General features: G+C 52.3%; 21 protein-coding genes and 1 tRNA gene. 9 read left to right on the forward strand and 13 right to left on the reverse strand.

Annotation, left to right across the window (positions count from 1 at the left end; genetic code table 11):
* Positions 1 to 136: 136 nt before the first annotated feature.
* The 3 genes from ACTHSQ_RS02945 (at position 137) to ACTHSQ_RS02955 (ending at position 3849) form a co-directional block, all read left to right on the forward strand.
* Complete coding sequence (locus ACTHSQ_RS02945) at positions 137 to 631, forward strand: type IV pilin protein (protein WP_440375944.1); 495 nt, start codon at positions 137 to 139, stop codon at positions 629 to 631.
* Positions 632 to 846: 215 nt separating this feature from the next.
* Positions 847 to 2874: an excinuclease ABC subunit UvrB gene (gene uvrB, locus ACTHSQ_RS02950; RefSeq protein ID WP_440371757.1), complete on the forward strand. Its 2028-nt coding sequence runs from the start codon at positions 847 to 849 to the stop codon at positions 2872 to 2874.
* 51 nt (positions 2875 to 2925) lie between these two features.
* Positions 2926 to 3849, forward strand: a complete 924-nt coding sequence (locus ACTHSQ_RS02955) for a DUF2806 domain-containing protein (RefSeq protein WP_440371756.1) — start codon at positions 2926 to 2928, stop codon at positions 3847 to 3849.
* Here the strand turns inward: ACTHSQ_RS02955 and ACTHSQ_RS02960 are convergent.
* From ACTHSQ_RS02960 to gap, 3 genes are all read right to left on the reverse strand, one after another.
* Positions 3844 to 4095, reverse strand: coding sequence for a hypothetical protein (locus tag ACTHSQ_RS02960; RefSeq protein WP_440375942.1), 252 nt, complete (start codon positions 4093 to 4095; stop codon positions 3844 to 3846). The genes ACTHSQ_RS02955 and ACTHSQ_RS02960 overlap by 6 nt on opposite strands.
* A 199-nt stretch (positions 4096 to 4294) precedes the next feature.
* The gene (gene uvrD, locus ACTHSQ_RS02965; RefSeq protein WP_440371754.1) at positions 4295 to 6523 is read right to left on the reverse strand and encodes a DNA helicase II; all 2229 of its coding nucleotides are present in this window, start codon (positions 6521 to 6523) and stop codon (positions 4295 to 4297) included.
* Positions 6524 to 6623: 100 nt separating this feature from the next.
* On the reverse strand, positions 6624 to 7652 hold the full coding sequence (gene gap, locus ACTHSQ_RS02970; RefSeq protein WP_003682614.1) for a type I glyceraldehyde-3-phosphate dehydrogenase: 1029 nt from the start codon (positions 7650 to 7652) through the stop codon (positions 6624 to 6626).
* A gap of 776 nt (positions 7653 to 8428) precedes the next feature.
* Between gap and ACTHSQ_RS02975 the strand changes: the two genes are divergently transcribed.
* The 6 genes from ACTHSQ_RS02975 (at position 8429) to ACTHSQ_RS03000 (ending at position 13646) form a co-directional block, all read left to right on the forward strand.
* Positions 8429 to 9964 carry a sodium-dependent transporter gene (locus ACTHSQ_RS02975; RefSeq protein ID WP_083318832.1) on the forward strand — a complete coding sequence of 512 codons (1536 nt, stop codon included), beginning with the start codon at positions 8429 to 8431 and terminating at the stop codon, positions 9962 to 9964.
* Positions 9964 to 10056 (forward strand): methionine/alanine import family NSS transporter small subunit, encoded by a 93-nt coding sequence (locus tag ACTHSQ_RS02980; protein ID WP_036472778.1) that lies wholly within the window; start codon positions 9964 to 9966, stop codon positions 10054 to 10056. Before ACTHSQ_RS02975 ends, ACTHSQ_RS02980 begins: the two co-directional genes overlap by 1 nt.
* A gap of 232 nt (positions 10057 to 10288) precedes the next feature.
* Positions 10289 to 11761 (forward strand): magnesium transporter, encoded by a 1473-nt coding sequence (gene mgtE, locus ACTHSQ_RS02985; protein ID WP_440371753.1) that lies wholly within the window; start codon positions 10289 to 10291, stop codon positions 11759 to 11761.
* Between the two features lie 123 nt (positions 11762 to 11884).
* Positions 11885 to 12502 carry a thiamine phosphate synthase gene (thiE, locus tag ACTHSQ_RS02990; RefSeq protein ID WP_440371752.1) on the forward strand — a complete coding sequence of 206 codons (618 nt, stop codon included), beginning with the start codon at positions 11885 to 11887 and terminating at the stop codon, positions 12500 to 12502.
* Positions 12503 to 12544: 42 nt separating this feature from the next.
* Positions 12545 to 12739, forward strand: a complete 195-nt coding sequence (thiS, locus tag ACTHSQ_RS02995; protein WP_440371751.1) for a sulfur carrier protein ThiS — start codon at positions 12545 to 12547, stop codon at positions 12737 to 12739.
* Positions 12740 to 12857: 118 nt separating this feature from the next.
* A complete protein-coding gene (locus tag ACTHSQ_RS03000) occupies positions 12858 to 13646 on the forward strand; it encodes a thiazole synthase (protein WP_440371750.1) in 789 nt (262 codons plus the stop codon).
* A gap of 70 nt (positions 13647 to 13716) precedes the next feature.
* Here the strand turns inward: ACTHSQ_RS03000 and ACTHSQ_RS03005 are convergent, their stop codons facing one another.
* The 10 genes from ACTHSQ_RS03005 to ACTHSQ_RS03050 all read right to left on the reverse strand — a co-directional run bounded on the left by ACTHSQ_RS03005 (position 13717) and on the right by ACTHSQ_RS03050 (position 20509).
* Positions 13717 to 14478, reverse strand: a complete 762-nt coding sequence (locus ACTHSQ_RS03005; protein WP_137041226.1) for a uracil-DNA glycosylase family protein — start codon at positions 14476 to 14478, stop codon at positions 13717 to 13719.
* On the reverse strand, positions 14472 to 14915 hold the full coding sequence (gene rimI, locus ACTHSQ_RS03010; RefSeq protein WP_137041225.1) for a ribosomal protein S18-alanine N-acetyltransferase: 444 nt from the start codon (positions 14913 to 14915) through the stop codon (positions 14472 to 14474). The genes ACTHSQ_RS03005 and rimI overlap by 7 nt, the downstream gene beginning before the upstream one ends.
* Entirely contained in the window at positions 14912 to 15586 is a 675-nt protein-coding gene (tsaB, locus tag ACTHSQ_RS03015) for a tRNA (adenosine(37)-N6)-threonylcarbamoyltransferase complex dimerization subunit type 1 TsaB (RefSeq protein ID WP_137041224.1), read from the reverse strand. Before tsaB ends, rimI begins: the two co-directional genes overlap by 4 nt.
* A gap of 547 nt (positions 15587 to 16133) precedes the next feature.
* Positions 16134 to 16808 (reverse strand): glutathione S-transferase family protein, encoded by a 675-nt coding sequence (locus ACTHSQ_RS03020; RefSeq protein ID WP_137041223.1) that lies wholly within the window; start codon positions 16806 to 16808, stop codon positions 16134 to 16136.
* Positions 16809 to 16816: 8 nt separating this feature from the next.
* Positions 16817 to 17212: a hypothetical protein gene (locus tag ACTHSQ_RS03025; RefSeq protein WP_137041222.1), complete on the reverse strand. Its 396-nt coding sequence runs from the start codon at positions 17210 to 17212 to the stop codon at positions 16817 to 16819.
* Positions 17213 to 18379 carry a beta-ketoacyl-ACP synthase III gene (locus ACTHSQ_RS03030; RefSeq protein WP_070749770.1) on the reverse strand — a complete coding sequence of 389 codons (1167 nt, stop codon included), beginning with the start codon at positions 18377 to 18379 and terminating at the stop codon, positions 17213 to 17215.
* Positions 18380 to 18398: 19 nt separating this feature from the next.
* Complete coding sequence (locus ACTHSQ_RS03035; RefSeq protein WP_137041221.1) at positions 18399 to 18644, reverse strand: GNAT family N-acetyltransferase; 246 nt, start codon at positions 18642 to 18644, stop codon at positions 18399 to 18401.
* A 115-nt stretch (positions 18645 to 18759) separates the two neighbouring features.
* The gene (locus ACTHSQ_RS03040; RefSeq protein ID WP_440371749.1) at positions 18760 to 19179 is read right to left on the reverse strand and encodes a nuclear transport factor 2 family protein; all 420 of its coding nucleotides are present in this window, start codon (positions 19177 to 19179) and stop codon (positions 18760 to 18762) included.
* Positions 19180 to 19216: 37 nt separating this feature from the next.
* Positions 19217 to 20125 (reverse strand): dialkylrecorsinol condensing enzyme, encoded by a 909-nt coding sequence (locus ACTHSQ_RS03045; protein WP_137041220.1) that lies wholly within the window; start codon positions 20123 to 20125, stop codon positions 19217 to 19219.
* A gap of 308 nt (positions 20126 to 20433) precedes the next feature.
* Positions 20434 to 20509, reverse strand: a tRNA-Phe gene (locus ACTHSQ_RS03050).
* Between the last annotated feature and the right edge of the window lie 203 nt (positions 20510 to 20712).

Consider the following 20712-nt stretch of genomic DNA (forward strand, 5'->3'; position numbering starts at 1 on the left):
GCGGTTCGGGTTGACGGGCGGCTTTGTATGGGGCCGGGAATGAAGACCTGGACAAATGGAGACTTTACATTGGGTAAAGGGATAAACGGATAGCCTCTTGTCGGATGAGGATATAAAAGATAAAGGGAATAAAGAGATGTACTTAAATGTATTTGATGGAAAACGGAATAGGGCAACTGTGCAGAGGGGCTATTCTTTGATACAGCTGTTGGTGGTGATGTTGTTGGTTTCGATATTGGCGATGGCGGCATTTACGGCCTACCGGGAATCGGTTCGATCGGCCAACCTGCGTGCGGCGCATGCCGCCCTGCTGGAAAATGCGCGCTTTATGGAGCAGTTCTACACGAAAAAGGGCAGCTTTAAGCTGACGTCGACGAAGTGGCCGGAGCTGCCGGTGAAGGAGGCGGGCGGTTTCTGTATCAGGATGAGCGGCCAGGCTAAGGGGATCTTGGAGGGGAAGTTTACCCTGAAGGCAGTGGCGTTGGACAGGGAGGCGGAGCCGAGGGTATTGCGCTTGAACGAGTCGTTGACTGCGGTGGTGTGCGGGAAGATGAAGGGGAAGGGCAGCTGTACGGACGGCGAGGAGATATTTAGGGGCAATGATGCGGAGTGTCGGCCTTTTACGGGATAGAAACCTGATCGAAAGGGAGGATGCGGATAAAGAAAAAGGACGTGGGGGACACGTTTTGGGAGAGGGGAGTTTAATTGTTCCGGCTAACACAACCAACCTTAGTTAGCTAAGGAAGGAGATGAAATATTTAGTCTTGTCAGATTGGCACACTATCAATTTTCAGACGGCCCTTTGTTATAATCCTCTCTTTACCTGAACATAAAACAGGCGGCAATATGGAAGTCATCCAATACCCAAATTCCCCATTCAAACTCCACCAACCCTTCCCGCCCGCCGGCGACCAGCCTACCGCCATTGCCGGCCTGCTCGAAGGGCTTTCAGACGGCCTTGCCTATCAAACCCTTCTCGGCGTAACCGGTTCGGGCAAAACTTACACCATGGCGAACGTCATCGCCCAAAGCGGCCGCCCCGCCATCATCATGGCGCACAACAAAACCCTTGCCGCCCAGCTCTACGCTGAAATGCGCGAATTTTTCCCCGAAAATGCGGTGGAATATTTTGTCTCTTACTACGACTATTACCAGCCAGAAGCCTATGTGCCCAGCCGCGATTTGTTCATCGAAAAAGACAGTGCGATTAACGAACACATCGAGCAAATGCGCCTTTCCGCCACAAAAAATCTGATGACGCGCGACGACGTGATTATCGTTGCCACTGTGTCCGCCATTTACGGTATCGGCGACCCGACCGAATATCAACAAATGGTGTTGTCCGTCAAAGAAGGCGACACCATCGAGCAGCGCGACATCATCGCCACGCTCGTTTCCATGCAGTACGAACGCGGCGATTTGGATTTCAAACGCGGCAGCTTCCGCGTGCGCGGCGACGTGATTGACGTGTACCCCGCCGAAAGCTCCGAAAACGCCTTACGCATCAGCCTGTTCGACGACGAAATCGACCGCCTCGATATGTTCGACCCGCTTTCAGGCAGCCTGCACCAGCGCGTCGGCCGTTACACCGTCTTCCCGTCCAGCCACTACGTTACCCCGCGCGACACCGTATTGCGCGCCTGCGAGTCCATCAAAGAAGAATTGCGCGAACGCATCGAATTTTTCGCCCGCGAACAACGCCCCGTCGAACAACAACGTATCGAACAGCGCACCCGTTTCGACCTCGAAATGCTCTACGAAATGGGCTTCTGCAAAGGCATCGAAAACTACTCCCGCCACTTCTCCGGCAAAAAAGAAGGCGAACCGCCGCCCACGCTGATGGACTACCTGCCCGACAACGCCATCATGTTCATCGACGAAAGCCACGTTACCGTTACCCAAATCGGCGGCATGTACAAAGGCGACGCCTCGCGCAAACAAAACCTCGTGGATTACGGCTTCCGCCTGCCTTCCGCCCGCGACAACCGCCCACTCAAATTTCACGAATTTGAAAAAGTCATGCCGCAAACCGTCTTCGTCTCCGCCACCCCCGCCAAATACGAAGAAGAACACGCCGGACAAGTGGTCGAACAAGTCGTCCGCCCCACAGGGCTGGTCGACCCCCAAATCATCATCCGCCCCGTCGCCACCCAAGTCGATGACTTAATGAGCGAAATCAACGACCGCATTCAAAAAGGCGAACGCGTGCTCGTTACCACCCTCACCAAACGCATGGCGGAACAACTCACCGACTACTACAGCGAACTCGGCATCAAAGTGCGCTACCTGCACAGCGACATCGACACCGTAGAGCGCGTTGAAATTATTAGAGATTTGCGGCTCGGCCTGTTTGACGTACTCGTCGGCATCAACCTCTTGCGCGAAGGCCTCGACATTCCCGAAGTTTCCCTCGTCGCCATCCTCGACGCCGACAAAGAAGGCTTCCTGCGCTCACACCGCAGCCTGATTCAAACCATAGGCCGCGCCGCGCGCAACGTGAACGGCGTCGCCATCCTGTACGCCGACAAAATCACCGACTCCATGAAAGCCGCCATCGACGAAACCGAACGCCGCCGCGAAAAACAGATGAAATTCAACGAAGAACACGGCATCGTACCGCAGCAGATTAAAAAACAGGTCAAAGACATCATCGACGGCGTGTACCACGAAGAAGACGGCGGCAAAGGTCGTCTGAAAGGCAAAAACAAAGTTAAAGTCGGTGAGATTCACAACGAAGAAGACGCGATTAAAGAAATTGCCAAACTGGAAAAAGCCATGCAGCAGGCGGCTAGGGATTTGCAGTTTGAAGAGGCTGCTGTTCTCCGTGATAAAATTCGGGGAATTAAGGAAGGATTATTATTTGGTGCGGAGTGATTGAGTAATAGAATCTCAAAATTCAATCATCTATAAAAGAGAAAATTTTTTATGCCATTATTACCCAAAATTAAAGCTGATTTGACACCATTAGTAGAAAGTATTCCTAATGGCGTAGGAAAAATATTTGAATTGTTCTTTGGAAAGCGAATTGCCAAACAAAAAGCAGCTAATCTACTGATTGAGGCTAAAGCGAAGAGAGAGGCTAAGCTTATTGAGGAAGGACAATTGGACATAGATAGTGATGGGAATATAACAAACTTTGAGCAGAAACAAGCTGATAATGTCCAGCAATGTATTGAATTTGCTGTCCAAAGTGTAATGGCTCAATTTTCGCAAAAAGAATATACAGATGAAAACGCATCACAGAGTTTTTTCAATCAATGGAGAGAATATGCGAAAAACATTGATGAAGTTGAGATGAAGCAGCTATGGGGAAAATTATTAGCCGAAGAAGTATCCAAACCAAATACAGTCAGCCTGAGACTTTTAAACTTATTGTCTATGGTCTCTAAACATGAGATTGAAATTTTCCTTAAAACATTACCTTATATCATTGGAGAAGGCTTTATTATTGCAGACTTTATGCCAAATAATGAAAAGCATAAAATATTCAATATATTATATGATATCGGATTGATATCAAAAATTCCAGGAAGTATTAAAGAAGTAGAGAAGATCCCACGATATACGCAAAACAATTTTAATTATTTTCATATTTATCAAAGGAGCAATTTGATTGCATTTCATGATTCATCAAATAGAGAAAATTTAAAATTAGAATTTATAGAACTAACAAATTTGGGAAAAAGTCTATACAGAATTACTGATGAGACTAATGATGAATATGAAACTTTATTTAATTCTATTATCGCATCAACACTGAAGATATCTTATCCAACTATTCATAAAATTTCGGTTTATAAAGTAGAAAATAACACTGTAACAGTTACGTTGTTAGAAAAAGATTTATAGCAAGCCGTAGCCTGCATCCCCGCCAACCGCGTGCGTGGCTGCGCCACACACCCTACCTGCGGCGGTACAAACTTTAAAACCGAGGTGCAGCAAGCCGTAGCCTGCATCCCTACCAACCGCGTGCGTGGCTACGCCACACACCTTACCTGCGGGCGGCACAAACTTTAAAACCAATGTGTAGGGTGTGTGCGGTACGCACGCACGCGTTTTTTGCTGTTCAAACCATTGTTTCCAACTTTCAGACAATCTCAAACGTCGTCTGAAAACTTTTAGAATAAAGGCCGTCTGAAATCTAGTTTTCAGACGGCCTTTTGCCTCTCGGTGTACATTGTAGCGTAGGCTTTGCCCACGATAATGACGGCTAAAAAAGGTCGTCTGAAATTTGAGTTTGATTCGTGGGCAAAGCCCACGCTACGGGTTTCAGACGACCTCTGCCGTCTCCCTTTTACATCTCTTCCAATTTCGCAAACTTGGTATCCAGCTCTTTCACGCCCTGTTTGCCGAAGTTGATGGTCAGTCGGGCGGATTCGCCTTTGTCTACGGCATCGATGATGACGCCGGTGCCGAATTTGGTGTGGCGGACGTTTTGTCCGATGCGGAAGCCCGCGTAGGTTTGGGGCTGTTTGTAATCGTCGATGATTTTGTCTTTGGGTGCGGCGGTTTGGCGCGGGCTGCCGTAGCTGTCGTAGGCGGTCTTTTTGACGGACAGGTAGTGCAGCACTTCGGGTGGGATTTCTTCGACGAAGCGGGAGACGATGCCGAATTGGGTTTGTCCGTGCAGCATGCGTTGTTGCGCCATGGTGATGTAGAGGCGTTTGCGGGCGCGGGTGATGGCGACGTACATGAGGCGGCGTTCTTCTTCGAGGCCGCCGCGTTCGGCGAGGGAGTATTCGCTGGGGAAGCGGCCTTCTTCCATGCCGGTGAGGAAGACGGCGTTGAATTCCAAGCCTTTGGCGGCGTGGACGGTCATGAGTTGGACGGCTTTTTCGCCTGCGCCTGCTTGGTTTTCGCCGGATTCGAGGGCGGCGTTGCTTAAGAAGGCGAGGATGGGGAAGGCGGGGTCGTCTGAAATGTTGTCGGGCAGGATTTCGAAGTTGCTGTCTTCGGGTTTGAACTCGATGGCGGCGTTGACCAGTTCGTCGAGGTTGTCGAGGCGGTCTTGGTTGTCGCCTTTTTGGGTTCGGTAGTGTTCGGTCAGGCCGCTGTCTTTGAGGATGCCGACGATGATTTCGGGCAGGGGCATTTGTCCGACTTGGTTGCGCAGGGCTTCAATCAGGCGGACGAAGGCGGCGATTTTGGCGGCTTTTGCGCCGGCATTGCAGGCTGCCTGCCAGAGGGTGATGCCTTGTTCGGTTGAGGCTGTCTGAAGGTTTTCGACGGTGCGTGCGCCGATACCGCGCGGTGGGAAGTTGATCACGCGCAAGAGGGCGTTGTCGTCGTCGGGATTGACGGCGAGGCGCAGGTAGGCGAGCGCGTGTTTGATTTCTTGGCGTTCGTAAAAGCGCAGCCCGCCGTAGATTTTGTAGGGGATGCCGCTGCGGAACAGGCTTTGTTCGATAACGCGGGATTGGGCATTGCTGCGATAGAGGACGGCGATCTCGTCCAAATCCCAGCCTTCGCGTTCAAGGGCTTTGGTTTCGTCCACGATGAATTGGGCTTCTTCGAGGTCGGTAAAGGCGGAGTAATAGCGGATTTTGTCGCCTGCTTCGGCGTCGGTGCGCAGGTTTTTGCCGAGGCGTTCGTCGTTGTTTTCGATGACGGCGTTGGCGGCGGCGAGGATGTTGCCGACGGAGCGGTAGTTTTGTTCGAGTTTGACGGGCGCGTCGATGTGGAATTCTTCCATCAGCGCGGTCATGTTGCCGACGTTTGCGCCGCGGAAGCGGTAGATGCTTTGGTCGTCGTCGCCGACGGCAAAGACGGCGGCGTGGTTGCCGGCAATCAGTTTCAGCCACGCGTATTGCAGCTTGTTGGTGTCTTGGAACTCGTCAACCAGAATGTGGTTGAAGCGGTTTTGGTAGTGTTGGCGCAGGATTTCGTTGCTTTGCAGCATTTCGTAGCTGCGGAGCATGAGTTCGGCAAAATCGACCACGCCTTCGCGTTGGCAGATTTTGTCGTATTCGGCGTAGCACTCAATCATGCGGCGTGTGTGCGGATCGGGCGCGCTCAATACGGAAGCGCGCAAGCCGGATTCTTTTTGCGCGTTGATAAAGCCTTGCAGCGAACGCGGCGCGATGATTTCTTCGGCGATGTTGAGGCTTTTGAGCAGGCGTTTGATGAGGGAAAGCTGGTCGCCGCTGTCGAGGATTTGGAAGGAAGAGGGAAGGCCAGCGTCGCGGTGGTGTCTTCGTAGAAGGTGATGACAAATCCCATGAAATGTACCGATCAGCATGGGTTCTGCTCTTGTTGTTTCCCCTGTATCTTTGAGATGTAAGAGTTCACTAACACGACGATTCATCTCTTTTGCAGCTTTGTTGGTAAACGTAACTGCCATAATGCTATGTCGTGTTGCCTGACCGGTTTGCAAAAGCCATGCGATGCGCGTGGTCAGTACGCGCGTTTTGCCGCTGCCCGCGCCTGCCAAAACGAGGGCGGATTGCGGCGGCCAGGTTACGGCGGAGAGTTGTTCGGGGTTCAAGCCTTGCAGGAGATTGGGGGCGGATTCGTTGGGAAACATGAAGAGGCCGTCTGAAAATAAATGGGAATGCGATATTTTAAAGGAAATACAAAAGGCCGTCTGAAAAGATGTTTCAGACGGCCTTTGTGTTGGAAGCCGATTAGAACGGACGTACTTCCAAACCGAACATACGGCGCGCGGTGTTCAGCATTTGGCAGCTGAAGCCCCACTCGTTGTCGTACCATGCGAACACTTTAACCATTTTGCCTGCGGTGACTTTGGTCAGCGTAGAGTCAAATGTGCTGGCTTGGGTAGTGTGGTTGAAATCCATAGAAACCAGCGGCAGGGTATTGTAGGCCAATACGCCTTTCAGACGGCCTTCTTCGGACGCGGCTTTCATCAGCGCGTTGATTTCTTCGGCAGAAGTGTCGCGGCCTGCTTGGAAGCTCAGGTCAACCAGGGAAACGTTGACGGTCGGTACGCGGATGGCGAGGCCGTCGAGTTTGCCTTTCAGGTCCGGCAATACCAAACCGACGGCTTTTGCAGCACCGGTTTTGGTCGGAATCATGTTTTCCACGCCGCTACGCGCACGGCGCAGGTCTTTGTGGCGTACGTCGGTTACGGTTTGGTCGTTGGTCAGCGCGTGGATGGTGGTCATCACGCCGTTTACGATACCGATGTTTTCGTTCAACACTTTGGCAACAGGTGCCAGGCAGTTGGTGGTACAAGACGCGTTGGAGATAACAGTCATGTCGTCGGTAATCACGTCGTCGTTTACGCCGTAAACGATGGTTGCGTCAACGTCATCGCCGCCGGGAGCGGAAATCAGCACTTTTTTCGCGCCGCTTTCTAAGTGGATTTTGGCTTTCTCTTTGCTGGTGAACGCGCCGGTACATTCCATTACCAGGTCAACGCCCAATTCGCCCCATGGCAATTCGGCTGGGTTGCGGGTAGAGAAGTAAGGGATTTTTTTACCGTCGATGATGAGGTGTTTCTCGTCGTGGGAAACTTCAGAGTTGAAGCGGCCGTGAACAGTGTCGAATTTGGTCAGGTGAGCATTGGTTTCGATGCTGCCGCTGGCGTTGATGGCAACGATGTCGAGTTGGTCTTGCAGTTTGTAGTCGAAAATAGCGCGCACTACTTGGCGGCCGATACGGCCGTAGCCGTTGATGGCAACTTTGATACCCATGGCTTTTCCTCTTCTTTTGGGTTTTGGGTTATGGAGCGAATGGTGGCAATTATAGCAAAATTGTAGTGTTGTGTAATTAATGTTTTATTGAAATTTTTAGGTTCGATTATTTTTAATTGTAGATGATTAGAGTAGGAGTATGGGTTTGAATTTATTGTTATTGTATATTTTTTGAAATTTTATTTTTTATTAATTCTGTTTTTAGTGTTTTATGCTCGTTTTAAATCATGGTAATGAAGAAAACGGGAAGAGGCGGATTGTTTTTGTTTATATTAAACAGAATTTGAGTGTGGCTTTTGATTACAACATACAACAGTGTAATTTTCAGACGGCCCGGGTTTGATGGAGCAAAAGTAAAAGGCCGTCTGAACATTTTTGATGACATGGAATTTAAACGTCTTGGATTCCTGCTCTTCCTTGCCGGATAAGGGGGCGGTTTTTAGCAAAGGGAAAATGGTCGGAGCAAGGGAGGGGGGGAAACGGAGGGGTTGTGCGGTGTTTGGGGTTATATAAATTAAGTGTATGAAGGTTTTAGTCGTAGTGTATGAAGATTTTGCTTGTGATTTAAATTCAATACTGACTTGCCAACAGTGTTAAATTTTTTTACGATAAGGTCAGATTGTGTTTGCATGGCCATAAGCGGTGCATCCTCTATACCGGATATTATCCTTGTCCGAATATCTACTTTAACCGACCGGCTTGTCCGGCCTGATTCCTAAATATATACGCGCAAGGCTGAACGGCCTTGGCGACACTCGACTTTTAAGAGGTTCATCGTGTCAAATTCTCAATCCAGCGAACGCGCGACGTTTAGCAGTCGCCGCGCCTTTATGTTTGCTGCCATCGGCTCGGCCGTGGGCTTAGGCAACATTTGGCGATTCCCTTACATCGCTTTCGACAACGGCGGCGGTGCTTTCATCCTCCCTTATTTGGTTGCGCTGTTGACGGCAGGTATTCCACTGTTGCTGCTCGACTATGCCATCGGCCACCGTTACCGCGGTTCGCCTCCTTTGGCTTTCCGTCGCCTCGGCCGTTTGTTTGAGCCGATGGGTTGGTGGAACTTCCTGACCAACGTCATCATCTGTATCTACTACGCCGTGATTGTCGGCTGGGCGGCAAGCTATGCCTATTATTCTTTGACTTCGGCATGGGGTGCGGATCCGCAGACCTTCTTCTTCAAAGACTTCCTGCAAATGGCCGATGCCAAAGACTTGGGTTTGGATTTTGTCGGCAAAGTTGCCGGCCCGCTGATTGCCGTCTGGGTGTTTACGCTGGCGATTATGGCTTTGGGCGTACAAAAAGGTGTAGCCGGTGCATCCACATTCTTCATGCCTTTGTTGGTGGTGATGTTTGTCATCATGGTGGGCATTGCCCTGACTCTGCCGGGTGCGGCAAAAGGTTTGGACGCTTTGTTTACGCCTGACTGGAGCCGTTTGGCAGATCCGAAAGTCTGGGTAGCCGCATATGGCCAGATTTTCTTCTCGCTCTCCATCTGCTTCGGCATTATGATTACTTATTCTTCTTACCTGAAGAAAAAAACCGACTTGGGCGGCACGGGCTTGGTTGTAGGCTTTGCCAACAGCAGCTTTGAGTTGCTCGCCGGTATCGGCGTATTCGCAGCATTGGGCTTTATGGCGCACGCGGCAGGCAAGGAAGTCAGCGAAGTGGCATCCAGCGGTATCGGCTTGGCGTTTATCGCGTTCCCGACCATCATCAACCAAGCCCCTATGGGCGCGTTGATCGGCGTGTTGTTCTTTGGCTCGCTGGTGTTTGCCGGTGTAACTTCCATGATTTCCATCGTTGAAGTGATTGTGGCCGCGATTCAAGACAAAATGAACATCGGCCGTGTCAGCGCGACTCTGATTGCAGGCGTGCCAATGGCGATTATTTCTACCTTGCTGTTCGGTACGACCACCGGCCTGCCTGTGTTGGACGTATTGGATAAATTCATCAATACCTACGGCATTGTGGCTTCTGGTTTTGTTTACGTTCTGGCGATTGTCCTGTTGCACAAGCTGCCGGAACTGCGCAATCACTTGAACGCGCTGTCTTCCATCCGTGTCGGTAAAGTTTGGACTGCCAGCGTGGTGGTTACCGTCGCTATGCTCGGCTATATGCTTTATCAAGATACCGCCGGCCTCTTAAAAGAGAATTACAGCGGCTATCCTGACAGCTTCCTCAATATCTTTGGTTGGGGCATGGTGGGCGCTCTCTTGGTATTGTCTGTCCTGCTGTCGTTCTTGCCGTGGAAACATGGTCAGAACTTCAACGTCAAAGACGAACATGAACACGAACGTGAAGGAGACGAATAATGAGTACTTCAGCCATTATTATGATGCTTGTCGCATTGATCGTCATTTGGGGCGGATTCATCGTCTCCGTCCTGCGCCTGCCTAAAGAATAAGGTTTGAGCAAATGAAAAGGCCGTCTGAAATTTAAATTTCAGACGGCCTTTCCCGTTAAAAATGGTAAAACGGCCTAAAAAAGAGTAGAATATGTACCGTTTGCAACTCTTCGCCTCTCAGCAGGCTTGAATTATGGACCTTCCCAGTTCGCCTTTGAACTTCCCATCTGATACACAACAACAATAATCATCTCGCCGAAATGCCTTCCCGCGTCCGGCGGGCGGAGCATTTATGAGCATCGAACAAACCCCTCCGAATCTCGACAATACCCCCGACAATGATGTGGTAGAAGACCGCATTTCCGACGATCGCATCTCTGACGATATCGACCGCATCCATGCCTTATGCGAAGTCCTCGAGCCGGCCTTTGAACAAATCGAAGCCGGTGTGCCGATTGAAGACGCAAGCCTGCGCGACAAGTTCACAGAGCTGACCGTCCTCTTAGCCGAGTTGCACCCTGCCGACGTGGCCGCCGTCTTGGAATCCCTGCCACCGCGCGAGCGTAACATCGTTTGGCTTTTGGTCGCCCCTGAAGACGACGGCGAAGTCTTGCTGGAAGTATCCGACTCCGTGCGTGAAATGCTGATCGAGTCCATGGACAAAGACGAGCTGTTGGCCGCCGTCGATGATTTGGACGCAGACGAATTGGCAGAACTGGCAGACGACTTGCCGCACCAAGTGGTGTACGAAGCGCTGCAAACGCGTGATGAAGAAGAGCGCGAGCAGGTCAAAGCGGCGATGTCTTACGCAGACAACCAAGTCGGCGCGATTATGGACTTTGAATTGGTCAGCATCCGCGCCGATGTGACGTGTGAGGTCGTGTTGCGCTACTTGCGCCGTTTCGACAGCCTGCCCGACCATACCGACAAGATTTTCGTGGTCGATGAAAACGACGTGTTGCAAGGCGTGCTGCCTATCCGCAAACTCTTGGTCGCCGACCCCGAAGACATGGTGGCGGACGTGATGGCCACCGAAGTCGTGCGCTTCCGTCCGGAAGACGACGTGGAAGAAGCGGCGCAGGCGTTTGAACGCTATGACTTGGTAACTGCGCCGGTTGTCGATGAAAACAAAAAGCTGATCGGCAGGATCACCATTGACGAAATGGTGGACGTGATCCGCGAAGAATCGGAAGCGGATATGTTGAACATGGCGGGTTTGCAGGAAGAGGAAGACTTGTTCGCGCCCGTTTGGGATTCGGTGAAAAACCGCTGGATGTGGCTCGCCATCAACCTGTGTACCGCCTTTATCGCCAGCCGCGTAATTGGCGCATTTGAAGGCAGTATCGAGAAAATCGTCGCGCTGGCCGCACTGATGCCCATCGTCGCCGGTATCGGCGGCAACTCCGGCAACCAAACCATCACCATGATCGTCCGCGCCATGGCGATGGGGCAAATGACCAGCACACAGGCAGGCCGCCTGTTGAAAAAAGAAATCGGCGTCGCCCTCGTCAACGGCATTATTTGGGGCACGGTCATGGGCGTGATTTCATGGCTGCTCTATGGCAACATCGGCATCGGTTTGGTCATGGTGGCCGCGATGACCTTAAACCTTCTGCTTGCCGCGACCGTCGGCGTCCTCATTCCCGTCATGATGGACAAAGCCGGACGCGACCCGGCATTGGGCAGCTCGGTGCTGATTACCGCGGTCACCGACTCCGGCGGTTTCCTGATTTTCTTGGGATTGGCAACCATGTTCCTGTTGTAATAGGAAAAAAGACGTATTTGACACGTCCTTTTTCAAACCGTTTAAAAGGCCGTCTGAAAACAAATATTATTCAGACGGCCTTTTCTGATAATATAACAACGAATTATTCCTTTCGGAGCTGTCATGACCTTCCCGCCACTCAAATCCCCGCTAAAATTTTACGCCGTCGTTCCCACTGCCGACTGGGTCGAGCGCATGGTCAAAGCAGGTGCCGACACGGTGCAACTACGTTGTAAAACCTTGCATGGCGACGAGTTGAAACGCGAAATCGAACGTTGCGTCGCCGCTTGTCAAAACAGCGCAACCCAGCTTTTCATCAACGACCACTGGCGCGAAGCGATTGCTGCAGGTGCATACGGCGTGCATCTCGGGCAGGAAGACATGGACACCGCCAACCTCGCCGCTATCGCCACCGCTGGTTTGCGCTTGGGTTTGAGTACGCACTCCGTCGCCGAACTCGACCGCGCCCTATCCGTACACCCCAGCTATGTCGCCAGCGGCGCGATTTTCCCGACCACGACCAAACAAATGCCCACCGCCCCGCAAGGCTTGGAGAAACTGCGCGAATATGTGAAACAGGCTCGCGGCACGCCCGTCGTCGCCATCGGTGGCATCGATTTGAACAACGCCCGAGCCGTACTCGCCACCGGCGTTTCCTCCCTCGCCGTCGTCCGCGCCGTTACCGAAGCGGAAAATCCCGAAGCCGTGGTTAAAGCGTTTCAGGCTTTGTGGGATGAATAAGGCCGTCTGAAAATAAGAAGTCTGACAAGAGGAGCAAACATCATGAAGATTATATTGAACAATGAAACCGTCACATTAAACGGCACAACCGTTGCCGACCTTATCGCCCAAACCACGCCGCAAAAACCGTTTGCCGTTGCCGTCAATACCCATTTTGTCGCCAAAGGCGCGTATGCGGAAACGGTTTTAAACGAAAACGATAAAGTGGACATCGTGCGCCCTGTAGTCGGCGGATAAGCGGTTTGCAATCAACAGGTCGGGTATTTGCGCCCGACTTTTGCCTGTTTGAATATCGGGCAGGGTTGCCCGATTGCCCCATGTTTAAAATCTAAAAAACAATACAAAGGAATCCATCATGTTTGCCTTATATGGAGAAACTTTCCCTTCACGGCTGCTACTTGGTACGGCTGCTTATCCGACGCCGGAAATCCTCAAGCAGTCTGTCCAAATCGCGCAACCGGCGATGATTACCGTTTCGTTGCGTCGTGCCGGCAGCGGCGGCGAAGCGCACGGGCAGGGCTTTTGGTCGTTGTTGGAAGAAATGGGCGTACCTGTGTTGCCCAATACCGCAGGCTGTCAAAGCGTTCAGGAAGCCGTGACCACTGCGCAAATGGCGCGTGAAGTGTTTGATACCAATTGGATCAAGCTCGAACTTATCGGCGATGACGACACGTTGCAGCCCGATGTGTTCCAGCTTGTCGAAGCGGCGGAAATCCTGATTAAAGACGGCTTCAAAGTGCTGCCTTATTGCACCGAAGACCTGATTGCCTGCCGCCGACTGCTTGACGCAGGCTGTCAGGCGTTGATGCCGTGGGCGGCACCGATCGGCACGGGTTTGGGCGCGGTTCATGCTTATGCACTGAAAGTCCTGCGCGAACGCCTGCCCGACACGCCGTTGATTATTGATGCGGGTTTGGGTTTGCCTTCGCAGGCGGCGCAAGTGATGGAATGGGGCTTTGACGGCGTGCTGCTGAATACCGCCGTTTCCCGCAGCGGCGATCCGGTCAATATGGCACGCGCTTTTGCGCTTGCGGTCGAGTCGGGCCGTCTGGCTTATGAGGCGGAACCTGTGGAGGCGCGTGAGAAAGCGCGCGCCAGTACGCCGACGGTGGGTCAGCCTTTCTGGCATTCGGCAGAATATTGATAAACATTAGGGCGTGTCGAACACGCCCTTTTTTGTTGGTGAAAACCTGATTTCAGGTTGAACAGAATGTTCAGACGGCCTTGGCCAAAAGCTGTCTCAATGGCTTTAAGATTTGCCATGCCTGCGCTTTGAGTTGCGGCTGCATCAGCAGGCGGGCGGGATGGGGAATGACGAAATGCGGCCGCTCTGCGCACAATTCGTTCATCAACCCGATCATGTCTGGGCTATCAAAGATTTTGCCGAGAAATAAGACTGCGCGCGCTTGCGAAGCGGTCAGCTCGTTTTGCATTTCGGCAAGCTCGGAGCGGATGTGTTCGGCATCGGGCAGGGCGGTGAACACGGGTGCGGTTTTGACCCATGCGGTTTTATGCGCTTGCTCGGGCTTGAGGCCGATGGCGGCGAGGATATTATCGAGAAGCATGCCGACGTCGCCGCTAAACAGCGTACCGTGCAGGCTGTCTTCGGTGGACGGGCAAATGCTGACCACCATGATTTCAGACGACCTGATGGTTACGTCAAGACGGGGCAGATTGTCTGAATGCGCGGCTTTTTCTGTTTTTGCCGTTGTTTCGGCAATGGCTTTGGGTGCTGCTTCGGGAACGCGGACAGCAGGTTTAGCCGTTTGCGCAGTGGCAATGGCGGCAGTGCGTGCTTGATGTGCACCAGCCGATAAAGTACGCACGGCTTGCGCGGTATCGGCAGCAATGGCTTTGGGGCGGACGGGTGCGGCTGCGGCTTGAGGTGCGGCATGGATGATTTTGGCGTTTTGGTTCAGCCACATCGGGCCCAAGCCCAAGGCTTCGTGCAGGTGCAGGTAGCGGCTGCTTAACATGATTTCTCCATCAATACGGCGTCTTCGCTGCCACCGTCGGGCAGGGCGTAGTAGTTTTTGCGGCGGCCGCAGGTTTGGAAGCCGTGTTTGCGGTAGAGCTGTTGCGCGGTTTCATTGCTTGCGCGGACTTCGAGCAGCAATCGGGTTGCGCCTTGCTGTTGCACTGCGTTTTGCCAGTGTTGCAACAGGACGGACGCAATGCCTTGGCGGCGGTATTCGGGCGCGACGGCAATCAGGTGCAGCTCGGATTCGTCAAACACGGTTTGCCACACGATAAAGCCGGTAATTTGGTGGTCTGCCTGGCTGAGCCAAACGCTGTCAGGATGGTGTTGAACGGCTGATTCAAACTGCTGCGCCGTCCACGGCGAAGGATTGCCTTGGGCGTCGATGGCGGCAAGGGTGGGGCAGTCGGCAAGTACGGCTGGACGCAGGTTCACGGTTTGGCCTTTTGTTGGGCTTGCTCTTGCGCGGTCAGGGCAATTTTGTTGCGGACGTAGAGCAGCTCGGCGTGTGCCGCGTCAGTAGCAAGATAGTGGCTGCTGCGGGCAAGTTTAAGATAGTCGGTGGCGGTCGGCATATCGGCTTGACCGTCAAAAGGCGGTTTGTCGGCGAGGGCAAAGGCGTTACCGATGCCGCCGCTAGGCGTTTTGCCTTCGGGCGTGGCAATAGAGGCGGCTTTGCCAACCGTGTAATCGCTCAAGCGGACGTGGTTTTGCGTATCAAACCATGCGTAGAACACTTCGCCCATGCGCGCATCGGTGGCCGCCAGTACGCAACTGGATGGCGGCAGCAGCGAAGCGGTGGCATCGAGGCAGGGAATGCCGATCATGGGCGTGTCAAACGGCGTGGCCAAACCTTGTGCAACCGCCGCGCCGATACGCAGGCCGGTAAATGCGCCGGGGCCTTGTGCATAAACGATGCAGCCCAAATCGGCGGCAGTAATGCCTGCTTCTTTAAAGAGGCGCTCGATTTGCGGCAGGATTTGTTCGGATTGCTTGGTGCCGACGTTTTCGTGAAACAGGCGGATTTCGCCTTGATGTTCCAATGCAATGGACAGAAAGGATGTGCTGGTGTCGATGGCAAGAGTCGGGCGGTTGTCGGTTGGCATGGTGTTTGTCCGTGTTATGTTCGGGCGCTATGGTGGTAGTGGAAAAAAGGTCGTCTGAAATATTATATTTTCAGACGACCTTTTTCTTATTTTAAAGATTTTTTGGTCAGTAGAATACCCAATCCGACTGTATGTGCGTAGTTAAATATGGCTGCTATAAAGAGTTTATCCATATTGTTATCCTCCTTTCTACTCGATATTGGAGTTGCTAATAAGCTATTTTCGATAAATTTCCCCATGATGATGGATACTGAAAATAATAAAACGAAGCTTAATCCTTCTTCTGTATAAATCAGATTTATTTTACTAACCTCAATGTTGCCTATTGATCAAAAAACCCTTAAAAATTCTTGGTATTATAGCAGAAATTGCACCATAATACAAATGGTTTTTAAGTTTGAGTGAGAAAGTTTAATAAGCTGTGTAAGTAGCAAAGAGGAACAAAGCACTCGGGCGGCGCTTGGGTAAAAATGCCGTTTGCTGCAAAGCTATTCGATAAGTGAACCAAGGTTTCAGGCCGTCTGAAAACGTTTCAGACGGCCTTGTTTTATTTGTCGAGTTTCAATAAAGGCGAACCTGCTTTTTCAACGGCGCGGCGGTAGGCTTCATGCGCTTCGATGCGTTGTAAATAAGTGCGGATATTGGGGTAGTCGGCAAAATCGAAGCGGTCGGCTGCGGCTTGCAGCGGATAGCTCATCATGATGTCGGCACCACTGAGGCTGTTGCCGACCAACCATTTGCGGTTTTCCAATTCGCTGTTGATGTGGGCAAGATGCAGCGCGGCTTGCGGATGGATAAAGCTGCTTTTGATGCTGCCGCTGATTTTGCGGGCAATCGGTTTGACGAAAAACGGCATGGGCGCGCTTTCAATCCGGCGGAACACCAGTCCGAGCAGTAATAACGGCATCAGCGAACCTTCTGCATAATGCAGCCAGCGTTGATATTGCCAGTATTCGCGGCTGCCGCGTTCGGGCATCAGACGGCCGTTGCCGTAGGTTTGAATCAGATAGTCGGTAATCGCGCCGCTTTCCGCCAAGATAAAGCCGTCATCGTCCAATAAAGGCGATTTGCCCAAGGGATGGATGGCTTTGAGTTCGTCAGGGGCGAGCAAAGTGTCGGGATGACGGCGGTAGGTTTGCAGGTGGTAGGGCGTACCGAGGATTTCAAGCAGCCAAACAATGCGCAGGGCGCGGGATTGGTCTAGCGAATGCAGGGTAATCATGAGGGGCTTTAAATATCGGTTTGTTTGAGGCCGTCTATGCTGATTTGGCAGGCATCGGCGTATTTTTGCAGGGTTTTGGCCGGTAATTTGGCGAACACTTCGGGGCGGAAATGCCGACGCAGCTGCCATTTCCATACGCCTGCCGCCATGGCCAAGCCGGTTTCATCATAACGGCAGCGGAACATATGGTAGTACAGCGGCGAATATTCGCCTTTTTCGACGGCTTCGCGCGCGGCCTGCGTTTGGGCATCGAGTTCGCACACTGCCATTTCGGTGGCGTAGGCTTCGTCCTGCCAACCGTTGCTGGTGGCCGCTTCGTAGTGGCCGTCGCGGGTGCCGTAGATGACTTTGCGGTGGCCGTGGTAGCTGGTGCTGTTGTCTTGAGGGATGTCGTCAATCTTCATTCAGACGGCCTTTACTGCTTCCAAAAGCATGAAACATGTTGAAAAACGGCCGCTTTCCGGAACGTAACACAGGATTTTTTGGCCGTGTTCGATGGGGAAAGTGCGCAAAAATTCTTCAAGGATGATGTAAATCGAGGCCGAACCCGTGTTGCCCTTGCTGTGCAGATTGGTAAACCATTTTTCCTGCGGAATGTCGAAGCCGATATTTTTCAGGCCGTCTGAAAGGCGGTCGCGGAAAAAGCCGGAAGAGTAGTGTGGCAGGAACCAATCGATTTCTTCGGCGCGGATGCCGTGTTTGGCGGCGATTTGGGAGAGGGGTTTTTCCACTGTATAGCGGACGATATTTTCGTTCAGCAGTTTGACGTCTTGTTTGACCGCCATCAGGCTGTGGCGGCGGCCGTAATCGGCATCGGCGTGTTTCCAGCCTTCAAATACGCCGTCGCGGAATTCTGCGCCGGCATACATGCAGGGCGGCATTTCGTTGGCGTAGGAAAGCAGGTCTATCCAATGGATTTTCAGGCTGAGGCCGTCTGAATTGGGGCGGTCGGACAGATACACCGCGCCTGCGCCGTCAGACAGCATCCAGCGCAAAAAGTCTTTTTCAAACCCGATTTCGGGGGACGCGTTTTCCAGTTTTTTATGGTCGGTTTCGCTTTGGAACACTTCGCCGCGCATGACCGCCGAGGCGTTTTCGGAAGCAACGGAAACTGCATGTGCGTGTTCGCCGGTGCGCACAGCGTTGTAGGCGTGTTTCATCGCCGCCATACCTGCCGCGCATACGCCTGCCATGCTGAACACTTCGCAAGGCGGCATATCCAGCAAACCATGCACCATCACGCCGTGTCCGGGCATGGTTTGGTCGGGATAGGAAGTGGCGCACGCTAGGCTGCCGATGGCTTCGGCAGGAACGCCTTGGGCAAATAAGCCATTGACCGCTTCGGCAGCCAACTCGGCATTGGTATGCGTCGTGCGTCGGCTTTCGGGGTCGATGGCGTAATGGCGCGACAAAATGCCGTTGGAACGCAAAATCATACGGCGCACGCGTGAAGGCACATCGCCTGCCATGCCGAGGACGGCTTCCATTTCGTCATTACCGACGGGGGCATTGGGCAAGAAGGCAGAAACGCGGTTGAGATAAACGTCTTTGAGTGTGTTATTCGATGTCATGATGTGTTTGTCAAAATAATCAACCGATAAACCGCGCCGCGTAGTCGCAGCTTGCAGTCAACGGGATGTGGTGTGTTTCGGCGTATTCCATCAGCGCGCTCACCAGCAGTTTGGCAATGCCGCGATGACGGAAGTTGGGCGAGACCACGGTATGGTTTATGTCCCAGCCGCCGTTGTGTTCGGTATAGCTGATGTAGCCTGCTTCCAAACCGTCAATATCGATTTGAAAGCGACGGCGTTCGGGGTAGTGGATAACTTCGGGCATGGAGTGCTTTCTGTATTTGAGGCCGTCTGAAAAGCAAGACTGTCGTCGGCCGTTGCTGCAAAACATTTTGGTCGTTTTCAGACGGCCTCTGCCAACGTCGGTGCGGCTTCCGGCGTCAAGCCTTAACCGCTTTGGCGAGTGCCGAAGCTGTCAGCATCTGCGTGCCGAACCAGCCCCAATAAATGCGGTGGTGCTTGATTTTGCCGCCTTCCAGTCGCATCACTTCCAAAATATCCACCTGATCGCCGTCGGGCGTCTGGCGCGGGTATTCCCACACCAGCGTATCGCCCGCAACGAAATAGCGGCCGTCCCGATACCAGCGCACCAAATCGTTGGGACGGCGGCGCGTACCTTCCTGTAAAAAACGCAGGATTTCGGCCTTGCCGCACAGGATGCCGCTGTCGGTATTTATAATTGCGGGCACCAGCGGGCTTTCAAATACGGCGTCGTCGGCATACAGCGCAATCAGCGCGTCGGTGTCGCGGTTTTTGGCATATTCGTGCCAGTCGCGGTAAATGCGTTCAAAATCGTCCATATACAGTCTCCTTACAGGTTGCCGCCCGCAATCCGATTCATCCGCCGGAAGGTTGGCCGTAATAATCCGCCAGTTTTTTCAGACGGCCTTTGAGCAGCGGATGCAGCAGTTTTTTCAAAATCACGCTGACAGGTAAAACCACCAAAATCATCGCCAATAAAAATACGATGTAGAAGCACAGCAGCGCACGGCGCAAAAGCGGGGAAATATGGCCTGCCGCCATCAAAAGCTTGCCCCAGACGAAGAAGCTGCGACCGGCAGCGCGTTCACTGAAAATCAGTTTTTCATTGACTGCCACTGCGCCCATGTTTTGAAACAGGGTTTCGTCCAAAGGTTGTTGGTTCAATAGTGTATCGCGCAATTTCGTACCAAACCGCGCCGCATCCGCCAATTCTTCTTCAGCAATGCCGGCGGAGGGCAGAGAGCGGAAATAGCGCTTGTCGCCGGTCAGCATCCATGCGGGCGTGGTAATGAAACTAGCCGCGCTGTTGCAGGCATCGATTTTTACGATGTTGCCGATGAGTTTGGCGCCGTTTTGTTTCAGCAAAGATTTCATTTTTTCCTGCGCGCCCAGCCACATATTGCGGCAGCCGATAAGCGTGATGACCGGTTTGCCGTCCAGCAGCCGGCGCGTTTCTTCACGTTGCAAAAAGGCGGTCATCGGTTGCGAAGGAGAGAGGAACCAAACGGTGTAGGCAATGACCACCACATCGTAATCTTCGGATGGAATTTGCGGCGGCAGAATCGGGGCGGGTTTTAAATGGACGGTTTCAGGAAAGGTATCGAAAAAACGCCAAAACGGCCACGGAAACGGAAATGCCTGCTCCGGTACGATATTGACGCAATCGACCTGTACGCCAGCTGTTTGCAACGGCGCGGCAAAATTTCGCGCCAGGCTGGAGAGCTGCCCCGTTTGCGAGTAATGCACAATCAGCACTTTTTTCATTATCTTCCCTGCAATGAGTAAGTTATGGTTGGTTTGGACGGTATTATATAGTAAACCGACCGGCCTTGAACTTTATTCATATTCAGTATGTTCGCGTAGGTTTCAGCCGATTCGGATGGAAGCGCCGTATTCTGTCGGAATGGGGCGGTAAAGCGGATTTTTATGCCATGCCAACATGAACAAAGGCCGTCTGAAAATTTTCAGACGGCCTTGTGTGGAAATCGGGACGCATGGTCCGGAACGGGATTTGCGCTAGGTATGGCGTGCAAATCGTATAGATAAAAAAATAACCGCTTCAAGGCGGTTGGTGGTGGCCAGAGGCGGAATCGAACCGCCGACACACGGATTTTCAATCCGTTGCTCTACCAACTGAGCTATCTGGCCTTCGCGTGTTTCGTTGCGAGATGTGAATTAAACCAAATTTCGTTGCCTCGTGCAAGCGTTTGTAGGCTTTATTTTTGAGGCGGTAAATTAAGATTTTGTTTTGTATTGAATTATTTTTCGTTTTAATTGGCGGTTTTTAGGTTTGCCGGTTTGATTTTCAGACGGCCTAAGATACAATCGGCTTTTTTGCTTTGGATTTATGC

The sequence above is a fragment of the Neisseria sp. P0009.S008 genome (assembly GCF_051958615.1).
GTDB lineage: Bacteria > Pseudomonadota > Gammaproteobacteria > Burkholderiales > Neisseriaceae > Neisseria > Neisseria subflava.

Coding starts and splice junctions, on each gene's coding strand:
- ACTHSQ_RS02945 (WP_440375944.1), top strand. CDS start 137: ATGTACTTAAATGTATTTGATGGAAAACGGAATAGGGCAACTGTGCAG.
- uvrB (WP_440371757.1), top strand. CDS start 847: ATGGAAGTCATCCAATACCCAAATTCCCCATTCAAACTCCACCAACCC.
- ACTHSQ_RS02955 (WP_440371756.1), top strand. CDS start 2,926: ATGCCATTATTACCCAAAATTAAAGCTGATTTGACACCATTAGTAGAA.
- uvrD (WP_440371754.1), bottom strand. CDS start 6,523: ATGTTTCCCAACGAATCCGCCCCCAATCTCCTGCAAGGCTTGAACCCC.
- gap (WP_003682614.1), bottom strand. CDS start 7,652: ATGGGTATCAAAGTTGCCATCAACGGCTACGGCCGTATCGGCCGCCAA.
- ACTHSQ_RS02980 (WP_036472778.1), top strand. CDS start 9,964: ATGAGTACTTCAGCCATTATTATGATGCTTGTCGCATTGATCGTCATT.
- mgtE (WP_440371753.1), top strand. CDS start 10,289: ATGAGCATCGAACAAACCCCTCCGAATCTCGACAATACCCCCGACAAT.
- thiE (WP_440371752.1), top strand. CDS start 11,885: ATGACCTTCCCGCCACTCAAATCCCCGCTAAAATTTTACGCCGTCGTT.
- thiS (WP_440371751.1), top strand. CDS start 12,545: ATGAAGATTATATTGAACAATGAAACCGTCACATTAAACGGCACAACC.
- ACTHSQ_RS03000 (WP_440371750.1), top strand. CDS start 12,858: ATGTTTGCCTTATATGGAGAAACTTTCCCTTCACGGCTGCTACTTGGT.
- ACTHSQ_RS03005 (WP_137041226.1), bottom strand. CDS start 14,478: ATGTTAAGCAGCCGCTACCTGCACCTGCACGAAGCCTTGGGCTTGGGC.
- tsaB (WP_137041224.1), bottom strand. CDS start 15,586: ATGCCAACCGACAACCGCCCGACTCTTGCCATCGACACCAGCACATCC.
- ACTHSQ_RS03020 (WP_137041223.1), bottom strand. CDS start 16,808: ATGATTACCCTGCATTCGCTAGACCAATCCCGCGCCCTGCGCATTGTT.
- ACTHSQ_RS03025 (WP_137041222.1), bottom strand. CDS start 17,212: ATGAAGATTGACGACATCCCTCAAGACAACAGCACCAGCTACCACGGC.
- ACTHSQ_RS03030 (WP_070749770.1), bottom strand. CDS start 18,379: ATGACATCGAATAACACACTCAAAGACGTTTATCTCAACCGCGTTTCT.
- ACTHSQ_RS03035 (WP_137041221.1), bottom strand. CDS start 18,644: ATGCCCGAAGTTATCCACTACCCCGAACGCCGTCGCTTTCAAATCGAT.
- ACTHSQ_RS03040 (WP_440371749.1), bottom strand. CDS start 19,179: ATGGACGATTTTGAACGCATTTACCGCGACTGGCACGAATATGCCAAA.
- ACTHSQ_RS03045 (WP_137041220.1), bottom strand. CDS start 20,125: ATGAAAAAAGTGCTGATTGTGCATTACTCGCAAACGGGGCAGCTCTCC.